Below are 20,141 nucleotides of genomic sequence, written 5' to 3' on the forward strand. Positions count from 1 at the left end.
GGTTAAAAAGTATTTTGTTCCTGGAAATATTAATAGGCAAGTAATGCATCCACTGAGATCATGCCCACTGTAATAGTAAGCACAATCGAACTACCCGAGAAGGCCAAGGAATTACTTCGTGATTACGACGTGGTTCTCTACGAATTACCAAGACTGGGTAAGGAAGAACTGGCTAGCGCGCTGTCCAGGGCTGAAGTATTAATGTGTTGGTGCGGTAGGGAGTTCGATTTAACCAGAAGCATTAATTCCATGCCTAGGTTAAGGGTGATACAGACGTTCTCAGCAGGCGTTGATCACCTACCATTCCCAGTAATACCAAGTAATATTGAGGTCTACAGTAATGCAGGGGCCTACTCAGTGCCCGTGGCCGAACATGCGTGGGCAATGATACTGACACTGGCGAAGGGATTGCACAGGCCAGTACTTAATGCCAGGGAGTACCTAGGCAATGAAATAACTAGTCCGCGTAGGATCATTGAGTCAACATTGCTAGTGTTGGGAACCGGTGGTATTGGTCTAGAAATCGCCAGGATTGGTAAGGAGGGGTTCAGGACGCACAACATTGGTATTAACAGGAGCGGTAGACCAACCGAGTACTTTGATGAGGTTTATCCAACGAATCAATTACTCGACGCACTGCCAAGGGCTGACATAGTGGCGATAGCACTACCACTAAATAAGTACACCAAGGCCCTGGTCAGTGAGAAGGAACTTAAGGCGTTGAAGCACGGCGCGATAGTGGTGAACGTTGGTCGTGGCGATGTGGTTAAAGAGGAAGATCTATACAAGGTTCTTAAGGAGAGACAAGACATTAGGTTTGGCACGGATGTGTGGTGGATGCATGATGGACATGAGGAGATACCACCAATGACACCATTAACAACACTACCTAACTTCCTGGGCACACCACACATAGCCGGCGGAGCTCAAAGGGAGATAGCCGAGTATGCGATGATTAGGGCTGTGGAAAATGTCATTAGGTACCTCAGGGGAGAAACACCTATGAATAAAGTCAGTATAAGTGACTATGTTTAGGCATTGTTACGAATTAACGATTACTCAGTTTATTTAGAATTTCTAATTATACCCGCTATTAATCATAGTGTATAATTCAATAAAGTCTCACCGCAGTAATTATTCCTCCCAATATTCACTACCATAACCAACCACGACACCTAGATAATCATAAATAAATCCCCTCCTTACAGCCTCCTCGTAAATCCTCCAGATACGTTTTGTGGAAACGAGGCCTACATAGAAGCCCTCCTTCCTTAGTTCCTCACGTACCTTGTCAGGGAAGTCTATTGGCTTTATGATTGATTCACGGGAGAATACCCTAAGCATCGCGTTTAGTATGTCGTTATTGTGTGGATATGGTTTCTTCCTAGCCATCATTTACCACCGACTTCATTAATATTCTTGAATTAATAATTTCCTGTAAAATTCGTGGTCATAGACGATGTAATAAATAAACAACGGCAGGTAGATTATTGATGCTATGTTTACGTAATTAATTGATGATTCCGTAAATGATCCATTACGCTCATTAACTAATCTTATCGCTGTTCTATTGGCCATGAACGATACATTTACGTATTTCATCCTATAGTTAGTTATGAAGTAATTGCTGTAGGTATTAACTATAGCCGCTATGGTTATGTTTATTGGGAATACATAGTCATAATTACTGAGCATGCAGTTGAGTAGGAAGCCATTCGGTACCGGTATGTGGTCACCTGCCGATAATGCGGGTATGTACGTCCACGAAACCTCGCCCGCCTTAATAACAGTCCTCACTGCCGTGCCCTGGTAAGTAACCTGCGACTCAGAACTAAGTGGGTTTGGTGGTATTGGCGGCATTTCGTACGGTATAGAGTATACGGTCTTACTCGTGCTCGCGGGTGCCACGGTTATTAAATCTAAACAGGAATTAATACCAATAATCACCTTGATGTAGTAGGGTGGGAAAGCTACCATGACGTAACCAAGTATGAATATGGAGTTGGGTACATATGTTTGATTAGTAATGCCAATATCCACCAATGAATAATTGAGTAATGCCATGTACTCCATGGGGTGCTTACCGCTAATGATTAGGCTGGTCACGGGGTCTAACCCACTATATTGTGGGTTTAATGACGTGGATAATAGTGACGATAAAGTCACCAGGGTTAATAATGATAGCGCTATTGACCAGGCAATTATCCTTATTGCGTGCATCCTCGTAAAGCTAATGGATTTATTATCTCCCATGTTTATGTTTGGCATGAGCCAGGCAATGAGGAGTAGTATGTATGATATCATTATTATGAGAACACCAACAATGGCTACGTACAGTACCGCGCCAATCAGTAGCGCAATACCTGAATACTTATGTAGTCTACTCAACCCATTAATCGCGTAGTATAGGTAGTACGAGAACGTGATCATTAACGGCCACACTGCGAATATTAATGCGTATACCAATGCTGCCTGATTAAATGGGTACCTAAGCCATAATGGCGTGCTTGGCGATAAGTACATAATCACAGAGTACGAACTCGCAGTAACCTTAATAACGCCATAAAGCCCGAATATTACCGCTGCCGCTATATAATTAAATGCAATAATGACAATAATGATTATTAATGCAATTTTGGCATTGATAAAACGGCCCATTAATCCAAGCCCCCTGAAAAGATATAGCAACGTTACTAAACCAAGCACTGTGAATACTTCGTGGCCTATGAATTTAATTGAGCCGATTATCAGTAGAATTGAGGATAAGGCACCAAGTAACCTTGTATTAGTAATTGATTGAGATCGCCCATCACTCATTACTAATATGTAGCACTAAATCATTTATTCCCTACTCCATTATAGTTTATCCTGCTCATAATCCCTGAGAAGGAATACCCTCGCCAACTCCTTGCCGAGGTACATGGCATGTGAGTAAATAGTGAAGTGATTACTGTTCTTAAACGTATTATACGCCTCCTCAAGGGAGTGGAATGAGAACCTCCTATGCAACTCATTAGTAATGGGTAACCTATGTTCAACAATTACTGAGTCACCCTCCCTCATTACCAAGAAGTTGCCCCTTGGGTCCTCAACGAACTCACTAAGCACATTGGCATTCCTCCTCACGAACTCCTCAGCCCTACCCAGGTCTTTGGTGTATATCCTGGCCGATAATGGCATCACCGCCATGGAACCCACACTGTACCAAGCATTGAATTCCCTATTCAGGGTCTCGACCACCCTCTTCGCAAGTGACCACCACCTATACAACTGCCTGCACCAGTCATTGAGCACGTCAATACTCCTTAAATAAACCAGTTGATTGTAATAATCACCGCTTATGATCCCCTGAATCAAGTAATCACCACCGTAATAAACAGCGCTCGTTGAGTGAGGGTTAACCCTCAACTCATTGATTATTGCATTAATAGCCTCGGCAAGTGGTTCAAAGCCCTTAAGCCCAGTCTCACTGAGTCTCCTGAATGGATGCGGTTTACCTGTGGAGTCTATAACCACCAACGGCGTTATAAACTCCCTGTAATCACCCTTATCAAAGCCGTAATTCAAAACCAAATCAACAAGCTTAACCCAGGACCTGTAGGTGTCCTTCTCATATATGAACCCACCGACTAATGGTATAACCCAGCCGCCACCATACTCGTGCTCGTTAAACTCGACGTTAATTAATGGCCTGACAGGCCTACGTCCAGGCCTGTAATTTTCATGGATAGCCCTTACCAAGGCATTGATATCACGTGATTTAAACGCCTCCCTTAGGTCTATTATCCTCACCGTAGACTTAATTTTGTCAACTATATCCCTATCTATGAGTATTATGTTGAGTCTTTCATTTTTAAAGAATTGAATAAGTATATCACCAACACCATTATAATCAATGCCATACACCACCAGTGTGTCGATCCAGTTCATCTTACCCAGTGTACTAATCATATAGTTAATGCCTACTGATGTATATAGGTTACCGATTATACCCACTAGCCTTGCTGAGCTTCCCAGCATCCCCTTAATCTGGTTAATACTACTCCATAGAGTCACAAGAGCTATGTTGGAGTCCTCATTAATCACCTCATAATTGAATTTCACGACGGCACAGAGCGCATTAGTGGGTTATAATTCTTAGCCGCATTAATTAAATGATGCTTAGTATGTATGGTATTACCAACGCAATCGATATGGCGAACGCGAGGGCCCATACTCTAGTGTCTCTCCTGAATACCCTAAAGCCATCAAGCATCATGCCAGGTAGGGCAAGTGGTATTAAGTTGAAGAAGCCAAGCCACGCATTTGTGGCGTAAACTAGGTAAGCATAGGAGAATAATGAGCTCGGTAACACCAACCAAAGCGCTAGGAATACAACCGCAAATACCATATTGGTTGCAGGACCAGCTAGGGCTATCTTTAACTCATCTCTTTGCGATGGATAGCCCCACACCTTGGGTCCAATTACAGTGGCGCCGGGTAGCGCTATAATGAAGTGGAAGAAAGATGTTGCCAGAGCAAGCAGGAGCCCAACCCACCAAGCCTTGAAATAGGCTATGTAACCCAATCTCCGGGCTGCCTCCCTATGCATTAGTTCATGCGCAAGGAAGCCAGTTAGTACTGCTATAAATGTGGCTATCAACCCGCCCAGGCTCGTTAATGTACCAAAAAGTAAGGCGAACGCTATGGTCATGGCAATGAGAGCTATAACAATATCCCTAATCTCATGCCTATACTTAAACGGTACTCCGTAACCACTACCCCAATAATTGTGGCTCATTGAGCCACAAACAAAGTTATTTTATTAATGTCTTTCGCCCACCTCCATAGACAATTCCCTAAACAATCTACCAAATGCAAAAGGGCCTTCAAAACCGAATGCCGTAACCACACCAACTAGGTTGGCGCCATTTCTCATTAAATCAAGGATCTGCCAACCATACATAACACCGCCAAGCCCAATTATTAAATCACCAAACCCCCACTTCCTCGCCTTACTGATCAATGCCTTAACCAGTGGGTATATTGGATAACCGCTTAATCCGCCGTAGCCCACGGATATCCTGGACTCCCTAATAGGCAGTGTATTGGCTATTGTTAATCCATAACCACGTTTATTAGCAATGTCCACAATCCACCTATAGAAATCCATGTCGGCACCCAGGGGTAGTTTAACAAATAGTGCCTTTGGAAAGTACTCAATAAGCCGAAGCAAATCACCTAGGTATTTCCTATCGGTTAACCATGATCCATGGTATGTTGGGCTACTTATGTTAAGCTCTACTGCATCAATGTCATAAACCCTAATTCTATCAAGCATGTATAGGAACTCACCTATTGAGAAACCAGCGAGGCTCACTATGACGTATACACCGAGCTTTCGCGCCTCCTTAACCAATCCTGGTAATCTGACCAAGAAGTCAAGGAATCCCCTGGACGGTAATCCCATGGCGTTAACCATCGCCTTTAAACCAGGATACTTAATAATGCGCGGCTTTGGATTACCAGTACGTGGTTTGAGCGTTACTGAACCAATTGTTATGAAGCCAATCCCGGTCCTCACTATTCGCGGTGTTAGGAAGCCATCCTTATCAATACCTGCACCAAGCCCTATTGGATTCTTGATTAATCTGCCATTTATTTCAATGGGCATATCAATCCCGTAATTACGATAATTAATAACACCACTCTTAATAAGTATGTGGGACGTTTCATAGGTAAACTCGGGAGGTAGGTAATTAAGTAGTTTAAGTACTCGTTGTACCACGCATCTTCACCAGGTAATCAATTATGGAGTTCCGTAAATCATCACTTATTAATCCGCGGTTGACTAAGAAATCAATGACCTCAGTAACCCTAGCCAGGGAAACCACGTTAATGCCCTCCCTCCTTATGGCCTCAAGCCCGCCCTGCTCTCTGTCAATAAACACAGCGGCCGCAATGACATCACCACCCTGCCCCCTAATCGCCTTAATAGCCCTTATTATTGAGCTACCCGTAGTGACCACATCATCAATCACAACAACCCTCATACCCTGCCTCAAATCACCCTCCACAAGCTTGGCGGTGCCGTGTTCCTTAGTCTCCTTCCTAACGTATACAAGCCCCTTGTTGAGTTCATAGGCTATCATTGAGGCCCACGGAATGCTCGCCGTCTCTATACCTGCAATAATATCGGTATTGAGCCCCGATAGCGCTTCCGCCATGGACTTAACCATACGCTTGTAAACGCTTGGGTATGTTATCGCAAGCCTTAGGTCGATGTAGAACGGGCTCTCAATACCACTGGTTAACCTAAACCTACCAAACCTAATTGCGCCAATTCCATAAAGATCAAGTATTAAACCTTCATCAAGCATGGCGCTACACCAAGCCCAGGGACCTCTCAATGTCGCTCAATTCATGTATTGTACCGCAATAATCACATACAAGCTTAAGTGGCTCCCTTGATACTAAGCGGAACCTACTCTTTACGGGTTCCCTCTGCTGGTTAGTTATGCACTTCGGGTTCTTGCATTTCAGTAATCCCTCTACTACGTTGGGCATTGTTACCTTAAACTTACTGGTCACCTCGTAATCCCTGACCATGTTTACCGTAGCCGTCGGTGCAACCAGGGCTATTAAGTTAAGCTCATCCTTTGTTAACTCCCTACCCTCAATCTTAACTATGTCCTTGGTGCCTAACTTCCTACTCTCCACATTCATAACCAAAGCAACCCTAAACCCCTCACGACCGCTTATACCCAGCAACCGAAGCACAAGTAATGCCCTACCTGCTGGTATATGGTCGATCACAACACCATTCCTAATCTTACTAATTATCAACTCACTCTTGCCGCTCATGATCCACCACCAAGCACCAACCTCAGTAATGCCATACGTAGTGGTACACCAAAACCAGCTTGTTTGAAGTACCTTGCCTGCGGCGTATTATCCACGGCAAAGTCAATCTCATCAATCCTGGGCAGCGGATGAAGGATTATTAGATTCGGCTTACCTCCCTCAATTAACTTAAGATTGACCTTGTAGGCACCCTTGATCCTCTCATACTCCATCGGGTCAGGAAACCTCTCCTTCTGAATCCTAACAACATAAAGCACATCCAAGTCACTAATTACGTTATACGGATCATTAGTCCAGTCATACCTAATACCCCTCGAGTTCATGAACTCAACAAGCTCCTGCCTAGGTCTCAGGAGTTCAGGCGATATTAAATGAAGCCTAACCCTGTAGTAAGATAGGGCTTGGACCAGGGAGTTGACAACCCTGGCATACCTAAGGTCGCCGAGTATCCCAATGGATAGGCCATCAATTACCTTAAACTCCCGCCAAATCGTGTATAGGTCAAGCATAGCTTGCGTCGGGTGGTTCTGCGAACCATCACCTGCATTAATCACTGGCGACTCCGCAACCTCGGCCGCGAATTTGGCGGCGCCCTCAAGGCTGTGCCTAATCACTATGGCGTTTGCGTATGCATCAAGCATCCTAATCGTGTCGGCAAGATTCTCGCCCTTAGCCATTGACGTGGCCTCAGCACCGCTGAAGCCAATTACCCTACCACCAAGCCTAAGCATTGCGGTCTCGAAGCTCAGCCTCGTCCTGGTACTCGGCTCAAAGAAGGCCAGTGCAAGGACCTTATCACCGAGGATATCAAGTTTAGACTTGGCATACCTCTCCATGCTCAAGGCCTCAGAAAACAAAACCTCAAAATCCTCCTTACTAAAATCCAACACGCTTATCACATCCCTATTCCAGACCAAGGAACCCACCATACCGTCAATAACTAATTTAATAAAGGTTTCGCAAAAATATGAGAAATATCAGGAATTCAACATCCCAATAGTGTACTTACCACCATGTGTAACCCTAATAACGTTACTTGATATCATCTCGTACTCACAACCATCGCAATGAATCTCCTTGGGAATTACTGGCGAGTCAATTAATAATTCGTATTGCCCGTCGCCAATGGGTTTGCCTAAGCCTTCGTAGTTGATCACGAGTTCCTTATTTCTCATTAATACGCTTATGTTCTTTACTAACCCATGTATTGTTAATACGTTTCTTGCCGTAACTCCACGCCTTAGTAAATCCATTGGCATGCCCCTGAGCAGTATCGGTGTTTCGAATGAGTCATTTACTACTAGGTCCCTGATGAGCATTATGAAGTCTGCCGCAGCCCAACCATGGGGCGCATCACCTTGCCCACCCCTCCCGGTTATTATTGATATTCCCTCGGCCCAGCCATAGGTCGGCGATGCATGATTGACGATCCACGTTAGATACCTGTTGACCCGCTCCCTATCACCGAGTATCGCCCAGGAATGCGCTAGGTTCATTGTTAGGTAACTACCGTAAGTACCCCATTGATGCGTATTTACTATCCCACCATTCAACCCGTACAATTCCTCTGCAACCTCAAGTGTCCTCCTGACCAATGGATTATCGAGTGGTAACGCCATTGTCGGCCATACAACCGCTATAACCCTAGTCATTGCAGAATCAGCAAACCTCTCCGGCGCCGGCACTATGTAGTCAATGCCGAGTCTTGACCTGACCGTGTTTATTGAGTTAATTAAGGCATCCGTGAACTCCCTACGTAATCCCTCAACCCACCCATAATCTTCATGATTAACCTCCTTAAGTACCTTGCCCAATTCCCTCAATCCGGCTATGGCCCACACGTCGTCCCAGTAATGATGGTCCATGGGCCCTGTATCCTCGGCAGACCAGGACGGCGGTAATAAACCCCTTATTGACTCATCACCCGCCACCTCCCTATTCGTCTCCAACCACTCAATACCACGCCTAATCACTGGGTACCACTTCCTTAATGCATCGTGATCCCTCGTCAACTGCACGTACTTGCTCACGGCCCATAGGACCTGCCCGTTGGCGTCGTACTCCCTTACATCAAAATCCACAGCCTTAAAATAACCACTGAGGTCAACCCTCCTCAGTAATTCCTCAATGACTGCCTTACCCATGTCAATTAGGTTAAGCATTGTGAGGGCTGTGGCCATGTACGATCCATCCCTTATCCAGAAGAGGTGGTAGATCAACGGGCCCGGCGTTATTTTACCGCCATCCCACAACATCACTAAGTTTGCCATTGATTGACGAACAATATCACCAATGGAACTGTCGCTCACCAATATCGAGAACCCCGCATCATTTACGGCGTCCCAGTTCCTTAGTTCGGCATTTACATCGCTGTCACTCACCGACTTAATCAACAACCTATTATGCGATGTATTCCTTAATGGATCCAGCGGCGCCCTAACCCTTAACCTCCACTCATTATCTCCATTAATTATGGCGTTAAAACCGAGGGCTGCATGGGCCCAACCAAGTTCATCAACGACGTAAAGCTCACTGTTAAGTCTACCCAGGGAGGCATCCTCACTGGCGTCCCTACTTACACCATAAGAACCAAACTGCGTTGGTTCCCTATCCGTGGTCAACGCAAGTTCATCATTCACAGTAATGAACCAACCATCACCCTCAATACCCGCCCTATTAACCTCAACAAAATGATCCACATTATATGGCCTCGTCACCAGGTACACCACGTAATTACCCGGCAAACCCGTTAATCTAAAGTCCACAAGCAATACATCAACGCCTGACCTATTGGCAACCATGGACCTAGCGGTAAACCTTACAGGACCAAGATCCCACTCATTAACTATCACTGGGTAACCAGGTCTCTCTAGGTATTGCCTAAATGAACCATGCGAACCAGGTGTGTACAACCTGGAACCATCGTAAATCCATGCCTCAAATGCAATGTTTCTACGAACCGCAAAGAGCATTGATGGGTCTATCATAGCCTCATTCACGCCCTGAACAGTACCAATCATTCCCCAATCCTTAAAGTGAATGTTCCTAAACGGCATCAATTGTGCAGGTTCAAAACCCTTACCGACAGGCTCCAACTGCTGCCTTAACCACCTAGGCCAGGCCCAATTGGGTCTCCTGTAGTATAGGCCCATTATGAACATGGAACTGCCGAAACTATTCAGGGCGGTCTTAACGAATTCATCGACATCCCTACCCCACATTACAGCTGCGTACTCAAATCGTTTACTAACGTGACTCATCAAGCTCATAATGCATTAATAGAGTATTTTAATAAATCCCCAATCAATGCCCCTAAATATTATGACTCAATATAATTATACCCATTACTATAGTTAAACTGGTTATACTTAACCTATTGGAAAAATTTATTTTTATTTAAACAATCCAAGGCTACTGTAGGGACATGGTAAGGGTTTATCTACATGATATTACGAAGATATTTGGTAAGAACGTGGTGGCGCTGGACAGGGTGGAACTTGAGGTCAAGTCCGGCGAGTTCATGGTTGTCATGGGGCCCTCTGGGCATGGAAAAACAACACTGTTAAGGATTGTCGCTGGCCTCGAGGAGCCGACGGATGGCGAGGTTTGGATTGGTGACATCCTCGTAGCATCACCAAGAAGGGGGATCTTCATACCTCCAAAGGATAGGAACATTGGAATGGTATTCCAAAACTGGGCCCTTTATCCGCACATGAAGGTATTCGATAACATAGCATTCCCACTCAAATTAAAGGGGATTCCTAAGGGTGAGGTTGAGAAGAAGGTCAGGGGGATTGCTGAGGTTCTCGGTATTACGGAGACGCTAGATAGATACCCGAGGCAATTATCTGGCGGCCAACAACAGAGGGTTGCGATTGCAAGGGCGCTGGTTAAGGAGCCACATGTCCTCCTTATGGATGAGCCCTTCAGCAACCTTGACACCAGGATTAGGGTTATGGCAAGGGCATTCGTGAAGGACATACAGAGGAAGCTTGGAATAACCACAATACTCGTGACCCATGATCCAGCCGATGCATTAACACTGGCCGACAGGATCGCAGTCCTTAGAAGGGGTGCTATTCAGCAGATAGGACCGCCAAATGAGGTTTATGATAGGCCGACCAACGTATTCGTCGCCAACTTCATAGGGGAAGTAAACCTAGTTGATGGAGTAATAATTGGTAAGGGCAATGAGGCATACTTCGATGGTGGCGGCATCAAGATCCAATTACCACCCAACTCAAATGCAATCAATGCACAAAACGTGATACTTGGAATAAGGCCCGAGGACGTATTACTATCCAGGGAAACACTTAGCGATAATGACTTACTTTATGCTGGTAAGGGCATTGTTGAGATTTCTGAATTCGCCGGCGGTAAGTTCAATGTGATGGTTAAATTACAAAGCACAGAGGTGAAGGCCGTTTCCTCGGTAAGCTTCGGTATTGGTGAAATAGTCAATGTGTACTTCAATGCGCGTAAGATAAAGGTCTTTGATAAGAAAACCGAGAATTTGCTGTATGGATAATGAACTTGTTAAAATTTTAATACCTTAGGACAATTTCTCGACTTGATCCAAATGTCATATAAAGTAAAGGACATATCACTTGCGGAGAGAGGTCGCCTGCTCATTGAGTGGGCTGAGAGACACATGCCGGTGCTACTGAAAATTAGGGAGAGGTTCATCAGGGAGAAACCGCTTGATGGCATAAAAATATCTGCCAGCCTACACGTGACTAAGGAAACCGCGGTCCTAGTTAGGACACTGGCCGCCGGTGGAGCCACAGTGACCCTAGTCCCATCAAACCCGCTTTCCACACAGGACGAGGTCGCCGCAGCCTTGGCCGAGGAAGGGATTCATGTATATGCATGGAAGGGCATGAACGAGAGGGAATACTATAATGCAATTGGGTTTGCAATTTCGCAGGAGCCCGTGGTTACCATGGACGATGGTGCAGACCTAACGGTGACCTTTCATAAACTAGCCCTTGGAGTTAAGGGTAATGAGATTAATTACACCCTTGAGACTGCGGGTAATAGGGACTTTAGCAAGTTAATAAGTAATGTATACGGTGGTACTGAGGAGACGACTACAGGTGTCATCAGGCTGAGGGCCATGGCCAGGGAGGACACGCTTAAGTACCCAATAATAGCCGTTAACGATTCATACACCAAGTACCTATTCGATAATAGGTATGGGACTGGTCAATCGACTTGGGATGGAATACTGAGGGCTACGAACATCCTGGTTGCGGGTAAGGTGGTTGTTGTGGCTGGCTATGGTTGGGTTGGTCGTGGGATAGCCATGAGGGCCAAGGGCCTTGGTGCACGTAGAGTCATTGTTACTGAGGCAAACCCAGTAAGGGCTCTTGAGGCTGTCTTTGATGGTTTTGAGGTCATGCCCATGAGTGAGGCTGCGGAGGCTGGTGACATATTCGTAACTGCCACAGGCGACATCAACGTAATAGCCCTAGACCATATACTTAGAATGAAGGATGGAGCCTTACTGGCCAATGCTGGACACTTTAATGTGGAAATTGACGTTGCCGGCCTGGAGAGAGTTGCGGCTGAGAAGAGGAGGATCAGAGATTACGTGGTTGAGTACAGGTTACCGAGTGGTAAGAGGGTTTACCTACTTGCAGAGGGTAGGCTGGTCAACCTAGTGGCCGCTGAGGGACACCCAAGTGAGGTCATGGACATGTCCTTCAGTAATCAAGCACTCGCCGCCGAGTACATAGTTAAGAATAGAGGTAGGATACAGCTTGGTGTTCATAAGTTACCTGATGAGCTGGACGTGGAAGTTGCAAGGCTTAAGCTTGAGACGATGGGCATAAGGATTGATCAATTGACTGAGGAACAGAGACGCTACGTAACTGGTTGGGAGCTAGGCACTTAAACCCTTGGCTGGAAAACCTTTATATCATTACTTTATACTGCATAGACTAAAAATGATAATACCACTGTTGCTATGGGTAATAACACTATACGGTAATGGAACGGCCACAGTGGGTCTCAACACGACAATAACGGGGCAATCCATAACACTTGCGCTACCGGTTCAACCACAATCCTACATAATGGTCACAGTCAATGGCTCACCGTGGTACTACATACTCAATGGTTCATTGATAACGGTGCCCATCTTCGGCACAGCCAACGTATCAATAACATACGTACCGCATGCACTCATGGAAAACAACTTCATTGGTATAAACGTGGGAAACTCAACGGTGGAGATAACCATACCAAGTGACGTGCTAATAGCGAACATAACGCTTTCATTAATTAACATGACCATGTCCAATAACGAATTAATTATAATAGCTAAGGGACCGGGGGAATTCCTATATACAGTAATGCCAACATCAACGTCGCATGGGGTAACCACAATACAACGAAAAATGCAGATCACGCCTTATAACGAAGCACTGATAATAACCATCATAATTATAATGGTAGTAATAGTGGCATTCGCCATGTATATACTCATCATAAAGCGCAGAACAACCTCCACTAAGCCTCTAACCACTGCCTCTGTTGGTTTTAATCTAAATGAGTACGAGGTATCGATACTTAGGTATCTGGAATCCAGGGGCGGCTCTGCCTTCGAGATAGATATTTCCAGGGATCTCGGCATACCGAGGACAACCGTGTGGAGGAGCGTCAGGAGACTCGAGGGCCTTGGCATGGTTAGGATTAGTAAGGTCGAGGGTAAGAATATGGTGACTCTCATAAGGAGAATTAGGTAGCACTGAGAATATTAACTAGGTTAAGGAATGAGCTGATGATACCCTTAATTAATTCATTACCCACCTCCTGGTGAATTGCCGTGACCTTACTAATTAACGAGTAATCACCCTTAACTAATTGCATGGTGGTTGCCATTAGGAACTGAGTGAGACTTGAAAGATCGTTAGCCCTAAGCACAGCATTAACCAGCTCATCATAATTCGTAATCGGTGAACCACCACCTAATGATCTTAGTAGTCCAAGACCCAGGCAGTAGAGTGCATGTAGTTTTGATGCGCGTTCCAGTGCATCACCAGTTAACGTTTCGTTTTCTGAAACCGTGTATGTTAGCTCCTCATGCAACAACTCAATACTTGATGCAAGGTAATCTACATTACCCAACCTATATGCAGTTACCAGGGCTTTAATAACCTCGTTAATACTCAATTCCTTAATTAATTCATTAAGGGACTTCATGCCCTATAAGGCATTAAAGCCTTTTTAAATAAGTACTTTCTATATATGGAGGTGCGTACCGAGAAACTTGAGAACAAAATCAGGGAGTTTGTTATTAGGTATATGAACCCTGAGAAATTTGGGGGCCGTGTATTCCTGGTTCACGGCAACGAGGCCAGGGAATACCCGGATCCAGGCAGTGCCCGCAGTGCCGCACTCTCATTACCTGGGATTTCAATAATAATTCAAGTCCCTAACAGGGATGAAGCAGGTCAATACTTCACAATATTCCTCAGACTCAATAAGGAAACGCACTCTGCATGACCTCATTTAGCCATTGATTGAACCCGTTATGGCAGAACAGGGACCCAATATATCTAAGTAGGGTTACTTCGAGTATAAAATGTAAATGCTTAAATTAAGGCTAGTCTAGCACAGTTATCGTGAGACTCCTTGAGTACAAAGGCAAGGAATTACTGAATAAGTATGGCGTTAAAATACCGAGAGGAGCCATAGTAAAAAGCCCCGAAGATGTACAGACACTAAAGGCACTGAAATTCCCACTATTCGCGAAGTCCCAGGTACCCTTCGCAGGCAGGGCTAAGATGGGCCTAGTGAGGAGGGTCGATACTATTAAGGATGCTGAGAACGCAGCCAGGGACTACCTAGGCAAGGTGATCCAGGACTACCCAATCAGGAAGGTATTATTCGAGGAAGGTGTCAATGTTGCCAAGGAACTCTACATATCCATAACCCTGGATAGGGAGAACAGGGGTTACCTAATGCTCGCATCCACAGAGGGTGGCATCGATATTGAAGAAGTTGCCAAGAAGAGCCCTGAGAAGATAATTAGGCTTTACATCGATGATTATGAGGGACTTAGGGACTACATGATCAGGGGGGTGGCCCAAAAGCTTGGTTTAGAGGGATCTGCGGCTCAAGACTTCGTGACAGTTGCTAGGGCCATGTACAAGGTGTTCACAGAGTACGATGCAGAGCTTGTGGAGATAAACCCACTGGCATTAACAGCTGATGGGCAATTAATGGCCCTTGATGTTAAGGTCATGATCGACGACAACTCATTGTTTAGGCATCCAGACATCAGTGTTGAGGATAGTGACTACACAATGGAGGAACTTGAGGCGAGGAAGTACGGGCTTCACTACGTGGAGTTGACGGGCTACGTTGGGATCATGGCAAATGGCGCAGGCCTAACAATGGCTACAATGGACCTAGTTAAGGAGTTCGGGCATGAACCGGCTGACTTCCTCGATGTTGGCGGTGGCGCCAGTGAGGACTCAGTTAAGGAGGGACTGAAGATGCTGCTGACTGATGATAGGATAAAGGCGGTCCTAGTTAACATATTTGGAGGAATAACTAGGTGCGACGAGGTAGCAAAGGGAGTCGTTAGTGCCTTAAATGAAGTTAAGACCAACAAACCAATCTTCATTAGGCTTAAGGGCACTAACGAGGAGGAGGGCAAGAAGATACTGGCTGAGGTAGGACTTAAAACTTACGAAACAGCTGAGGAGGCAATGGAAGCACTATCAAAGGCGATAACGAGGTGATGGGGCATGGCAATACTCGTAAATGAGAACACCAAGGTCTTGGTCCAGGGAATAACGGGTAATGAAGGCTCAAGGCACGCGCAATATATGCTTCAATACGGCACAAAGGTAGCGGCTGGGGTAACACCAGGAAAGGGCGGACAGACAGTACAGGGAGTACCCGTATTCGACACTGTGGAAGACGCATTAAGGAAAATCCCCGACATAAACACCTCAATAATCTTCGTACCAGCCCGATTCGCCGCCGACTCAGTCTATGAGGCAATAGACGCCGGCATCAAACTAGTCATAATAATCACAGAGCACATACCAATACACGACGCATTGAGATTCGTCAACTACTCAAAGAGGAAGGGAGTCACAATAATAGGTCCGAACTGCCCAGGGGTAGTAAGCCCACTAAAGTCCAAGGTAGGCATACTGCCAAACCACATATACACTAGGTCAGGACCGGTGGGCATAGTCTCGAGGAGCGGAACACTAACCTACGAAATATCCTACCACCTAACCCAGGCAGGCATTGGGCAATCAACGGTCGTTGGCATCGGTGGAGACCCAATAATCGGCACAGACACACTTGAGGTAGTAAAGATGTTCGAGGAGGACCCAGAGACCAAGTACATAGTGGTCATCGGTGAGATAGGCGGAACAATGGAGGAGAGATTGGCCAAGTACATAGGGTCTGGGAAGATTACGAAGCCCGTGGTAGCCTACATATCTGGAAGGACAGCGCCACCAGGCAAGAGAATGGGGCATGCGGGAGCCATAGTTAGCATGGGCATGGGATCCTACGAAAGCAAGGTTAAGGCATTCCAGGAGGTTAATGTACCCGTTGCCAGGACACCCACTGAAGTCGTTAAGCTAATCAAGCAATACATACGTTAAACACGGATCATTAATAACTATAAATTAAAAATTATTGGTAGATTTATATTGATCCACCATTATTAACATGAAGATCAATATAGTCATTAAGGAGTATCTTAACGAGACCCTCATTAATTATTGTACTAATCAACTCAAGATATGCATCCGCGGGGGTCACGGACTTTATTGTGATACCCAGCGACTTACTGATGCTCCTAATATTGTTCGTACATTCCTGAAGCAGCGGACACCTTGGGCAGGCCCTTGGTGATTCCTTACCATTAATAATCACGAGACCGGCCTTCTGGTCAACAATAGCACCCTTATCATTGAGAACCTCGAGGACCGCGTAGTCTCCAAACCCCCTAACCCTGTAGACTAGGAATATAGTGGCGGCTAGGTAATAACCACCATCCTTCCTAACCAACCAACCACGCTTAATAAGGGCGTTTAAGTACCTAAAAACCCTGGCCCTGGGCATATTCAACCTCCTAACAAGCTCGGTGGGACTAGCCACACCGAATGCAATGAGCTTAAGGAGCTTAGCCCTATCAAGCTGAACACCAAAGTCAAAGTTATACTCACTGAGTATACGAATACCACCACTAATAACACTTGGAAACCTAGGAACCCTAATACCAACCTTAACCTTAATACTCATCAATAATCAAAAAGAAATTAGGTATTAACCAATTACTCTCGAAATCTAAAACAAAGCGCTGATTATGTTGACGAACCAGCCGCTGCAGGGGCACCTCCAGACCGCTCAATGACCTTATCGAGTTCCTCAATCCTCTTCTTGATCTCATCCTTAGGCAGGGCAATCTTTAACAACTTACCATCCTTAATCTCATACTTAATAACCCTCTCGGACTCGTCAAAGACGTACTCAGGAGGTCTAGACATGTCCTCGGGCTTGAACTTAACCTCATCGAAATCAACATAGGCAATATCATGAACAGGCGTAGGAACTAAAGCACCCACCGGACATGCATCGACACAGAAGTGGCATAGGATACACTCTGTGTACCTAATGCCTGGATAGAATTTCCCATTTGGAGCCCTATACATCTGAATAGCATTCACTGGACAAGCCCATGCGCATTGAAAACAACTTATGCATTTCTTAATGTCAAGCATTATCCATCCTCTGAACCTCTCAGGAACCCAACGAAGTTCACGTGGGTACTGTATCGTCAGCCTATTTGGCTCAATGGCCTCCTTAAAGCCAGTGATCAACGCATTTGCATGATAAATAATGTCTTCCGCAAGGGTTCCCCTTGGTTGTTTTATCTTTATGACCACGTCGTCTATTATGCCCTTGGAGTATTTTAAGCTTTGTGGTGTATTCTCACCACACTGCGGGTACTTATCGTCTCAGGGGAACTAGTAATTGAAACAACACCAACCTCAATATTCCTCATTAAAAGGATATTATTAAAAACATGCAATGCCCAATTTTAAACGTGAAACAACTGACTTATTACGCTCTACCCAAGCGATATGTTGCTCACTATCTGCGTGGAGTTAATGACACAGGTGTATGGCGTTACCTGGACTATGTCGATCGGCTTACCCTCGAGTAATAAATCTACCCACTCATATACGGGCAATCCACAGATACTGAAGGTGTAGAAGGCATTGGGTGGAAGTAGGACTGGGTATACCAGGATCATGTGCGCATAGCCAATGGGTAGGTACCTAAAGAAGTTGTTTGGTGCAAACTGCCTAAGCTTCCCAGTGTAGTAAAGTAGGACCTGTTGATACTCATTGGGTGTGTAACCTAGGAATAACGTGCCCATGACAAGGTCCTCCTGCATCTCATAAAGCGCAAATGTGACGTTCTTGCCAATTGTTTGGAATTCATACTCAAGGCCGAGCAGCGGCTCGCCTGTCTCCTCAACAATCTCACGCGCCTCCGGAGTCATTAATTCAAGATAGCCCCAACTCTGTTCCGTGGTTTCAAAGGTGAAGTGCGGATTGACGGTTGACGTGAGACCAGGCCCTGAGTCGTCAATTACAATTAAGTGCGAATCATTAAATATCTGTACTGTGTAGTATGATAGTAATATCGTACCCACGCCACCGGCGCTTGATCCAGCGAGGACCACTTGCTTCCAGGGTCCCTGGGCTGCTGCCCACCTCATTGCCATTATCGCATCGACAAAACCAACGTGATACGTCGTCACGCAGTCCATCATGCCGTTAATGCCAATCCCGCAGTACTCCATGACCCTATCCCCAGAGAATACATCGCCTGTGTCGTATGGTATGAATACGTACGTCCAGTTCCTGAAGGGATTTAATGGGTTGCTTCTATTGAGAATTCCCGTGTACGCGAATAGGTCGATCCAGATGTTTGGGTATGTAGCGTTCATAGTCAATACGGTACTGACGCCAGGCACTGGGTACCAACAGGTGTAGTAATCTGTGCATGCACCACCGGGTTCCAGGAATATTAGTAGTTTGTCCTCCGTACCCCTACTCACGAGTATGTACGTCCTACTACCATTACCGGCCCTGGCTGGGTCTGGGAGCCAAATCAACGTCCACCGAATCCCCTGACTTGGGTAATTAATGGGTAAACTACTCAGGCTTGGCATGCCGGCCAAGGATACATTGAATGGATTTGCGTAATATGGTATTAGGATTATCCTAAGGTCTGTGGTGCAGTTAAGAGGCATGGAGTTACACTCATAGGGGGCTAGCGTGAAGGATAAAAGCGTGTAATTCGACTGTACTGCATGGGCGCCGTGGGCTTGAGCGATTATTATCATTATTGCCAGTATTAACAACGCGGGAAGAGCCCTATAGATTCTGTAGTACATCATGGTCATTAATTCACGTCTTGTCTTTTAAACTTTATCTATATTTACCCTAAATAGTGGGTAATTAATAAAAGATCTATTCCTAATAGGCAAATATTATTACTTAATAATCCATGGCAGGGTCATTAGGCATGTATCTAAGGTGGTTATCGAAGTAACTACATAAATTATGTATGTAAGCTAGGCTATGGGTGCGCCGTGGATGTTGATTATATGGGCTCTATGCTCTCAATAGGTCTTACCACGGCCCTATATATATTATTGAACTTCTCAATATTAATGTAATGTAGCCTTGATGGTGCTGTGTTTATTAATCCGTGTATGTAGCCCTCTGTGAATGATCCGTCTAGTTCCTCGTCGAATGGCTCCTCAAACTCAACCCTAACCTCGTTGTTCCTAATCTCGAGACCCCTGAAGGCAAGCCTGTTATAGGCTGTGGCCGTGTATAGGTACGTGCTTATAGTACTCACGGGATCACCCATCGGCATCTCCGTGGCCACCGCCCTCGCGTACTCATAACCAATCCTATACAAGGTACTGTTCAGGGCCTGGACACCTACCTGCTGTAGGACTGACTTAAGGGCGCTTATGAACTGCTTTCTCGAGAAGGCTATGGACATCACGGATTCATTAATGACATTAATCAATTCAACACCCTCAGTGACAAGCTCATTAATGGCTAACGTCAGATTCTCCACCGGCATCAAGCATTATGGCCCTAGTATTACCAATACCACTGGTTGCATCAAGACCAAGGCCGCCAACCACCAAGGTCAGGTCACGAAGCAGCCCAGGCCTATCCCTAACAACCCTATATAATAGCCAGGGCATCAGGACATTTTTAATGAAG

The 20,141-nt window shown here is 45.5% G+C and carries 22 protein-coding genes; 7 read left to right on the forward strand and 15 right to left on the reverse strand.

Annotation, left to right across the window (positions count from 1 at the left end; translation table 11 throughout):
* Positions 1 to 60: 60 nt before the first annotated feature.
* Entirely contained in the window at positions 61 to 1,035 is a 975-nt protein-coding gene (locus Vsou_RS04630; protein WP_188602441.1) for a 2-hydroxyacid dehydrogenase, read from the forward strand.
* 99 nt (positions 1,036 to 1,134) lie between these two features.
* On the opposite strand, the gene Vsou_RS04635 is transcribed toward Vsou_RS04630, so the two are convergent.
* Genes Vsou_RS04635 through Vsou_RS04675 form a run of 9 tightly spaced genes read right to left on the reverse strand, consistent with a single transcriptional unit; the run spans position 1,135 to position 10,103 of the window.
* Complete coding sequence (locus Vsou_RS04635; RefSeq protein WP_054843298.1) at positions 1,135 to 1,392, reverse strand: hypothetical protein; 258 nt, start codon at positions 1,390 to 1,392, stop codon at positions 1,135 to 1,137.
* An 18-nt stretch (positions 1,393 to 1,410) separates the two neighbouring features.
* Positions 1,411 to 2,817, reverse strand: a complete 1,407-nt coding sequence (locus tag Vsou_RS04640; protein WP_188602440.1) for a hypothetical protein — start codon at positions 2,815 to 2,817, stop codon at positions 1,411 to 1,413.
* A 39-nt stretch (positions 2,818 to 2,856) separates the two neighbouring features.
* Positions 2,857 to 4,104 (reverse strand): DUF4346 domain-containing protein, encoded by a 1,248-nt coding sequence (locus Vsou_RS04645; RefSeq protein WP_188602439.1) that lies wholly within the window; start codon positions 4,102 to 4,104, stop codon positions 2,857 to 2,859.
* Positions 4,105 to 4,150: 46 nt separating this feature from the next.
* Positions 4,151 to 4,780, reverse strand: a complete 630-nt coding sequence (locus tag Vsou_RS04650) for a site-2 protease family protein (RefSeq protein WP_188602438.1) — start codon at positions 4,778 to 4,780, stop codon at positions 4,151 to 4,153.
* Between the two features lie 24 nt (positions 4,781 to 4,804).
* Entirely contained in the window at positions 4,805 to 5,767 is a 963-nt protein-coding gene (locus Vsou_RS04655) for a dihydroorotate dehydrogenase (protein ID WP_188602437.1), read from the reverse strand.
* Positions 5,748 to 6,359: an orotate phosphoribosyltransferase gene (gene pyrE, locus Vsou_RS04660; RefSeq protein WP_188602436.1), complete on the reverse strand. Its 612-nt coding sequence runs from the start codon at positions 6,357 to 6,359 to the stop codon at positions 5,748 to 5,750. The genes Vsou_RS04655 and pyrE overlap by 20 nt, the downstream gene beginning before the upstream one ends.
* 4 nt (positions 6,360 to 6,363) lie before the next feature.
* A complete protein-coding gene (gene pyrI, locus Vsou_RS04665) occupies positions 6,364 to 6,843 on the reverse strand; it encodes an aspartate carbamoyltransferase regulatory subunit (RefSeq protein ID WP_054843257.1) in 480 nt (159 codons plus the stop codon).
* Positions 6,840 to 7,772, reverse strand: coding sequence for an aspartate carbamoyltransferase (gene pyrB / locus Vsou_RS04670; RefSeq protein WP_188602435.1), 933 nt, complete (start codon positions 7,770 to 7,772; stop codon positions 6,840 to 6,842). The genes pyrI and pyrB overlap by 4 nt, the downstream gene beginning before the upstream one ends.
* Positions 7,773 to 7,820: 48 nt before the next feature.
* Complete coding sequence (locus tag Vsou_RS04675) at positions 7,821 to 10,103, reverse strand: glucosidase family protein (protein ID WP_188602434.1); 2,283 nt, start codon at positions 10,101 to 10,103, stop codon at positions 7,821 to 7,823.
* A 164-nt stretch (positions 10,104 to 10,267) separates the two neighbouring features.
* Here Vsou_RS04675 and glcV point away from each other — a divergent pair, with 164 nt between their 5' ends.
* The 3 genes from glcV to Vsou_RS04690 are packed head-to-tail and all read left to right on the forward strand — an operon-like array spanning position 10,268 to position 13,592.
* Complete coding sequence (gene glcV / locus Vsou_RS04680) at positions 10,268 to 11,371, forward strand: glucose ABC transporter ATP-binding protein GlcV (RefSeq protein WP_188602433.1); 1,104 nt, start codon at positions 10,268 to 10,270, stop codon at positions 11,369 to 11,371.
* Between the two features lie 51 nt (positions 11,372 to 11,422).
* Positions 11,423 to 12,739, forward strand: a complete 1,317-nt coding sequence (gene ahcY, locus Vsou_RS04685) for an adenosylhomocysteinase (protein ID WP_188602432.1) — start codon at positions 11,423 to 11,425, stop codon at positions 12,737 to 12,739.
* Between the two features lie 52 nt (positions 12,740 to 12,791).
* On the forward strand, positions 12,792 to 13,592 hold the full coding sequence (locus Vsou_RS04690; RefSeq protein WP_188602431.1) for a helix-turn-helix transcriptional regulator: 801 nt from the start codon (positions 12,792 to 12,794) through the stop codon (positions 13,590 to 13,592).
* Here Vsou_RS04690 and Vsou_RS04695 read toward each other — a convergent pair.
* Positions 13,585 to 14,049 carry a hypothetical protein gene (locus Vsou_RS04695; protein WP_054843255.1) on the reverse strand — a complete coding sequence of 155 codons (465 nt, stop codon included), beginning with the start codon at positions 14,047 to 14,049 and terminating at the stop codon, positions 13,585 to 13,587. The genes Vsou_RS04690 and Vsou_RS04695 overlap by 8 nt on opposite strands.
* 51 nt (positions 14,050 to 14,100) lie before the next feature.
* On the opposite strand from Vsou_RS04695, the gene Vsou_RS04700 reads away from it, so the two are divergent.
* The 3 genes from Vsou_RS04700 to sucD all read left to right on the forward strand — a co-directional run bounded on the left by Vsou_RS04700 (position 14,101) and on the right by sucD (position 16,481).
* Positions 14,101 to 14,352: a hypothetical protein gene (locus Vsou_RS04700; RefSeq protein WP_229709684.1), complete on the forward strand. Its 252-nt coding sequence runs from the start codon at positions 14,101 to 14,103 to the stop codon at positions 14,350 to 14,352.
* Between the two features lie 119 nt (positions 14,353 to 14,471).
* Positions 14,472 to 15,596: an ADP-forming succinate--CoA ligase subunit beta gene (gene sucC, locus Vsou_RS04705; protein WP_188602429.1), complete on the forward strand. Its 1,125-nt coding sequence runs from the start codon at positions 14,472 to 14,474 to the stop codon at positions 15,594 to 15,596.
* 6 nt (positions 15,597 to 15,602) lie between these two features.
* Entirely contained in the window at positions 15,603 to 16,481 is an 879-nt protein-coding gene (sucD, locus tag Vsou_RS04710; protein ID WP_188602428.1) for a succinate--CoA ligase subunit alpha, read from the forward strand.
* A gap of 43 nt (positions 16,482 to 16,524) precedes the next feature.
* Here the strand turns inward: sucD and Vsou_RS04715 are convergent, their stop codons facing one another.
* The 5 genes from Vsou_RS04715 to Vsou_RS04735 form a co-directional block, all read right to left on the reverse strand.
* On the reverse strand, positions 16,525 to 17,124 hold the full coding sequence (locus tag Vsou_RS04715) for a helix-turn-helix domain-containing protein (RefSeq protein WP_188602427.1): 600 nt from the start codon (positions 17,122 to 17,124) through the stop codon (positions 16,525 to 16,527).
* A 62-nt stretch (positions 17,125 to 17,186) separates the two neighbouring features.
* Positions 17,187 to 17,768, reverse strand: a complete 582-nt coding sequence (locus tag Vsou_RS04720) for a NuoI/complex I 23 kDa subunit family protein (RefSeq protein WP_188602426.1) — start codon at positions 17,766 to 17,768, stop codon at positions 17,187 to 17,189.
* Between the two features lie 185 nt (positions 17,769 to 17,953).
* The gene (locus Vsou_RS04725) at positions 17,954 to 19,294 is read right to left on the reverse strand and encodes a pectin acetylesterase-family hydrolase (RefSeq protein ID WP_188602425.1); all 1,341 of its coding nucleotides are present in this window, start codon (positions 19,292 to 19,294) and stop codon (positions 17,954 to 17,956) included.
* Between the two features lie 206 nt (positions 19,295 to 19,500).
* Positions 19,501 to 19,989, reverse strand: a complete 489-nt coding sequence (locus Vsou_RS04730; protein WP_229709683.1) for an amino acid-binding protein — start codon at positions 19,987 to 19,989, stop codon at positions 19,501 to 19,503.
* Positions 19,964 to 20,122, reverse strand: coding sequence for a hypothetical protein (locus tag Vsou_RS04735; RefSeq protein WP_229709682.1), 159 nt, complete (start codon positions 20,120 to 20,122; stop codon positions 19,964 to 19,966). The genes Vsou_RS04730 and Vsou_RS04735 overlap by 26 nt, the downstream gene beginning before the upstream one ends.
* Positions 20,123 to 20,141: the final 19 nt, after the last annotated feature.

Source organism: Vulcanisaeta souniana JCM 11219 (assembly GCF_026000775.1).
GTDB lineage: Archaea > Thermoproteota > Thermoprotei > Thermoproteales > Thermocladiaceae > Vulcanisaeta > Vulcanisaeta souniana.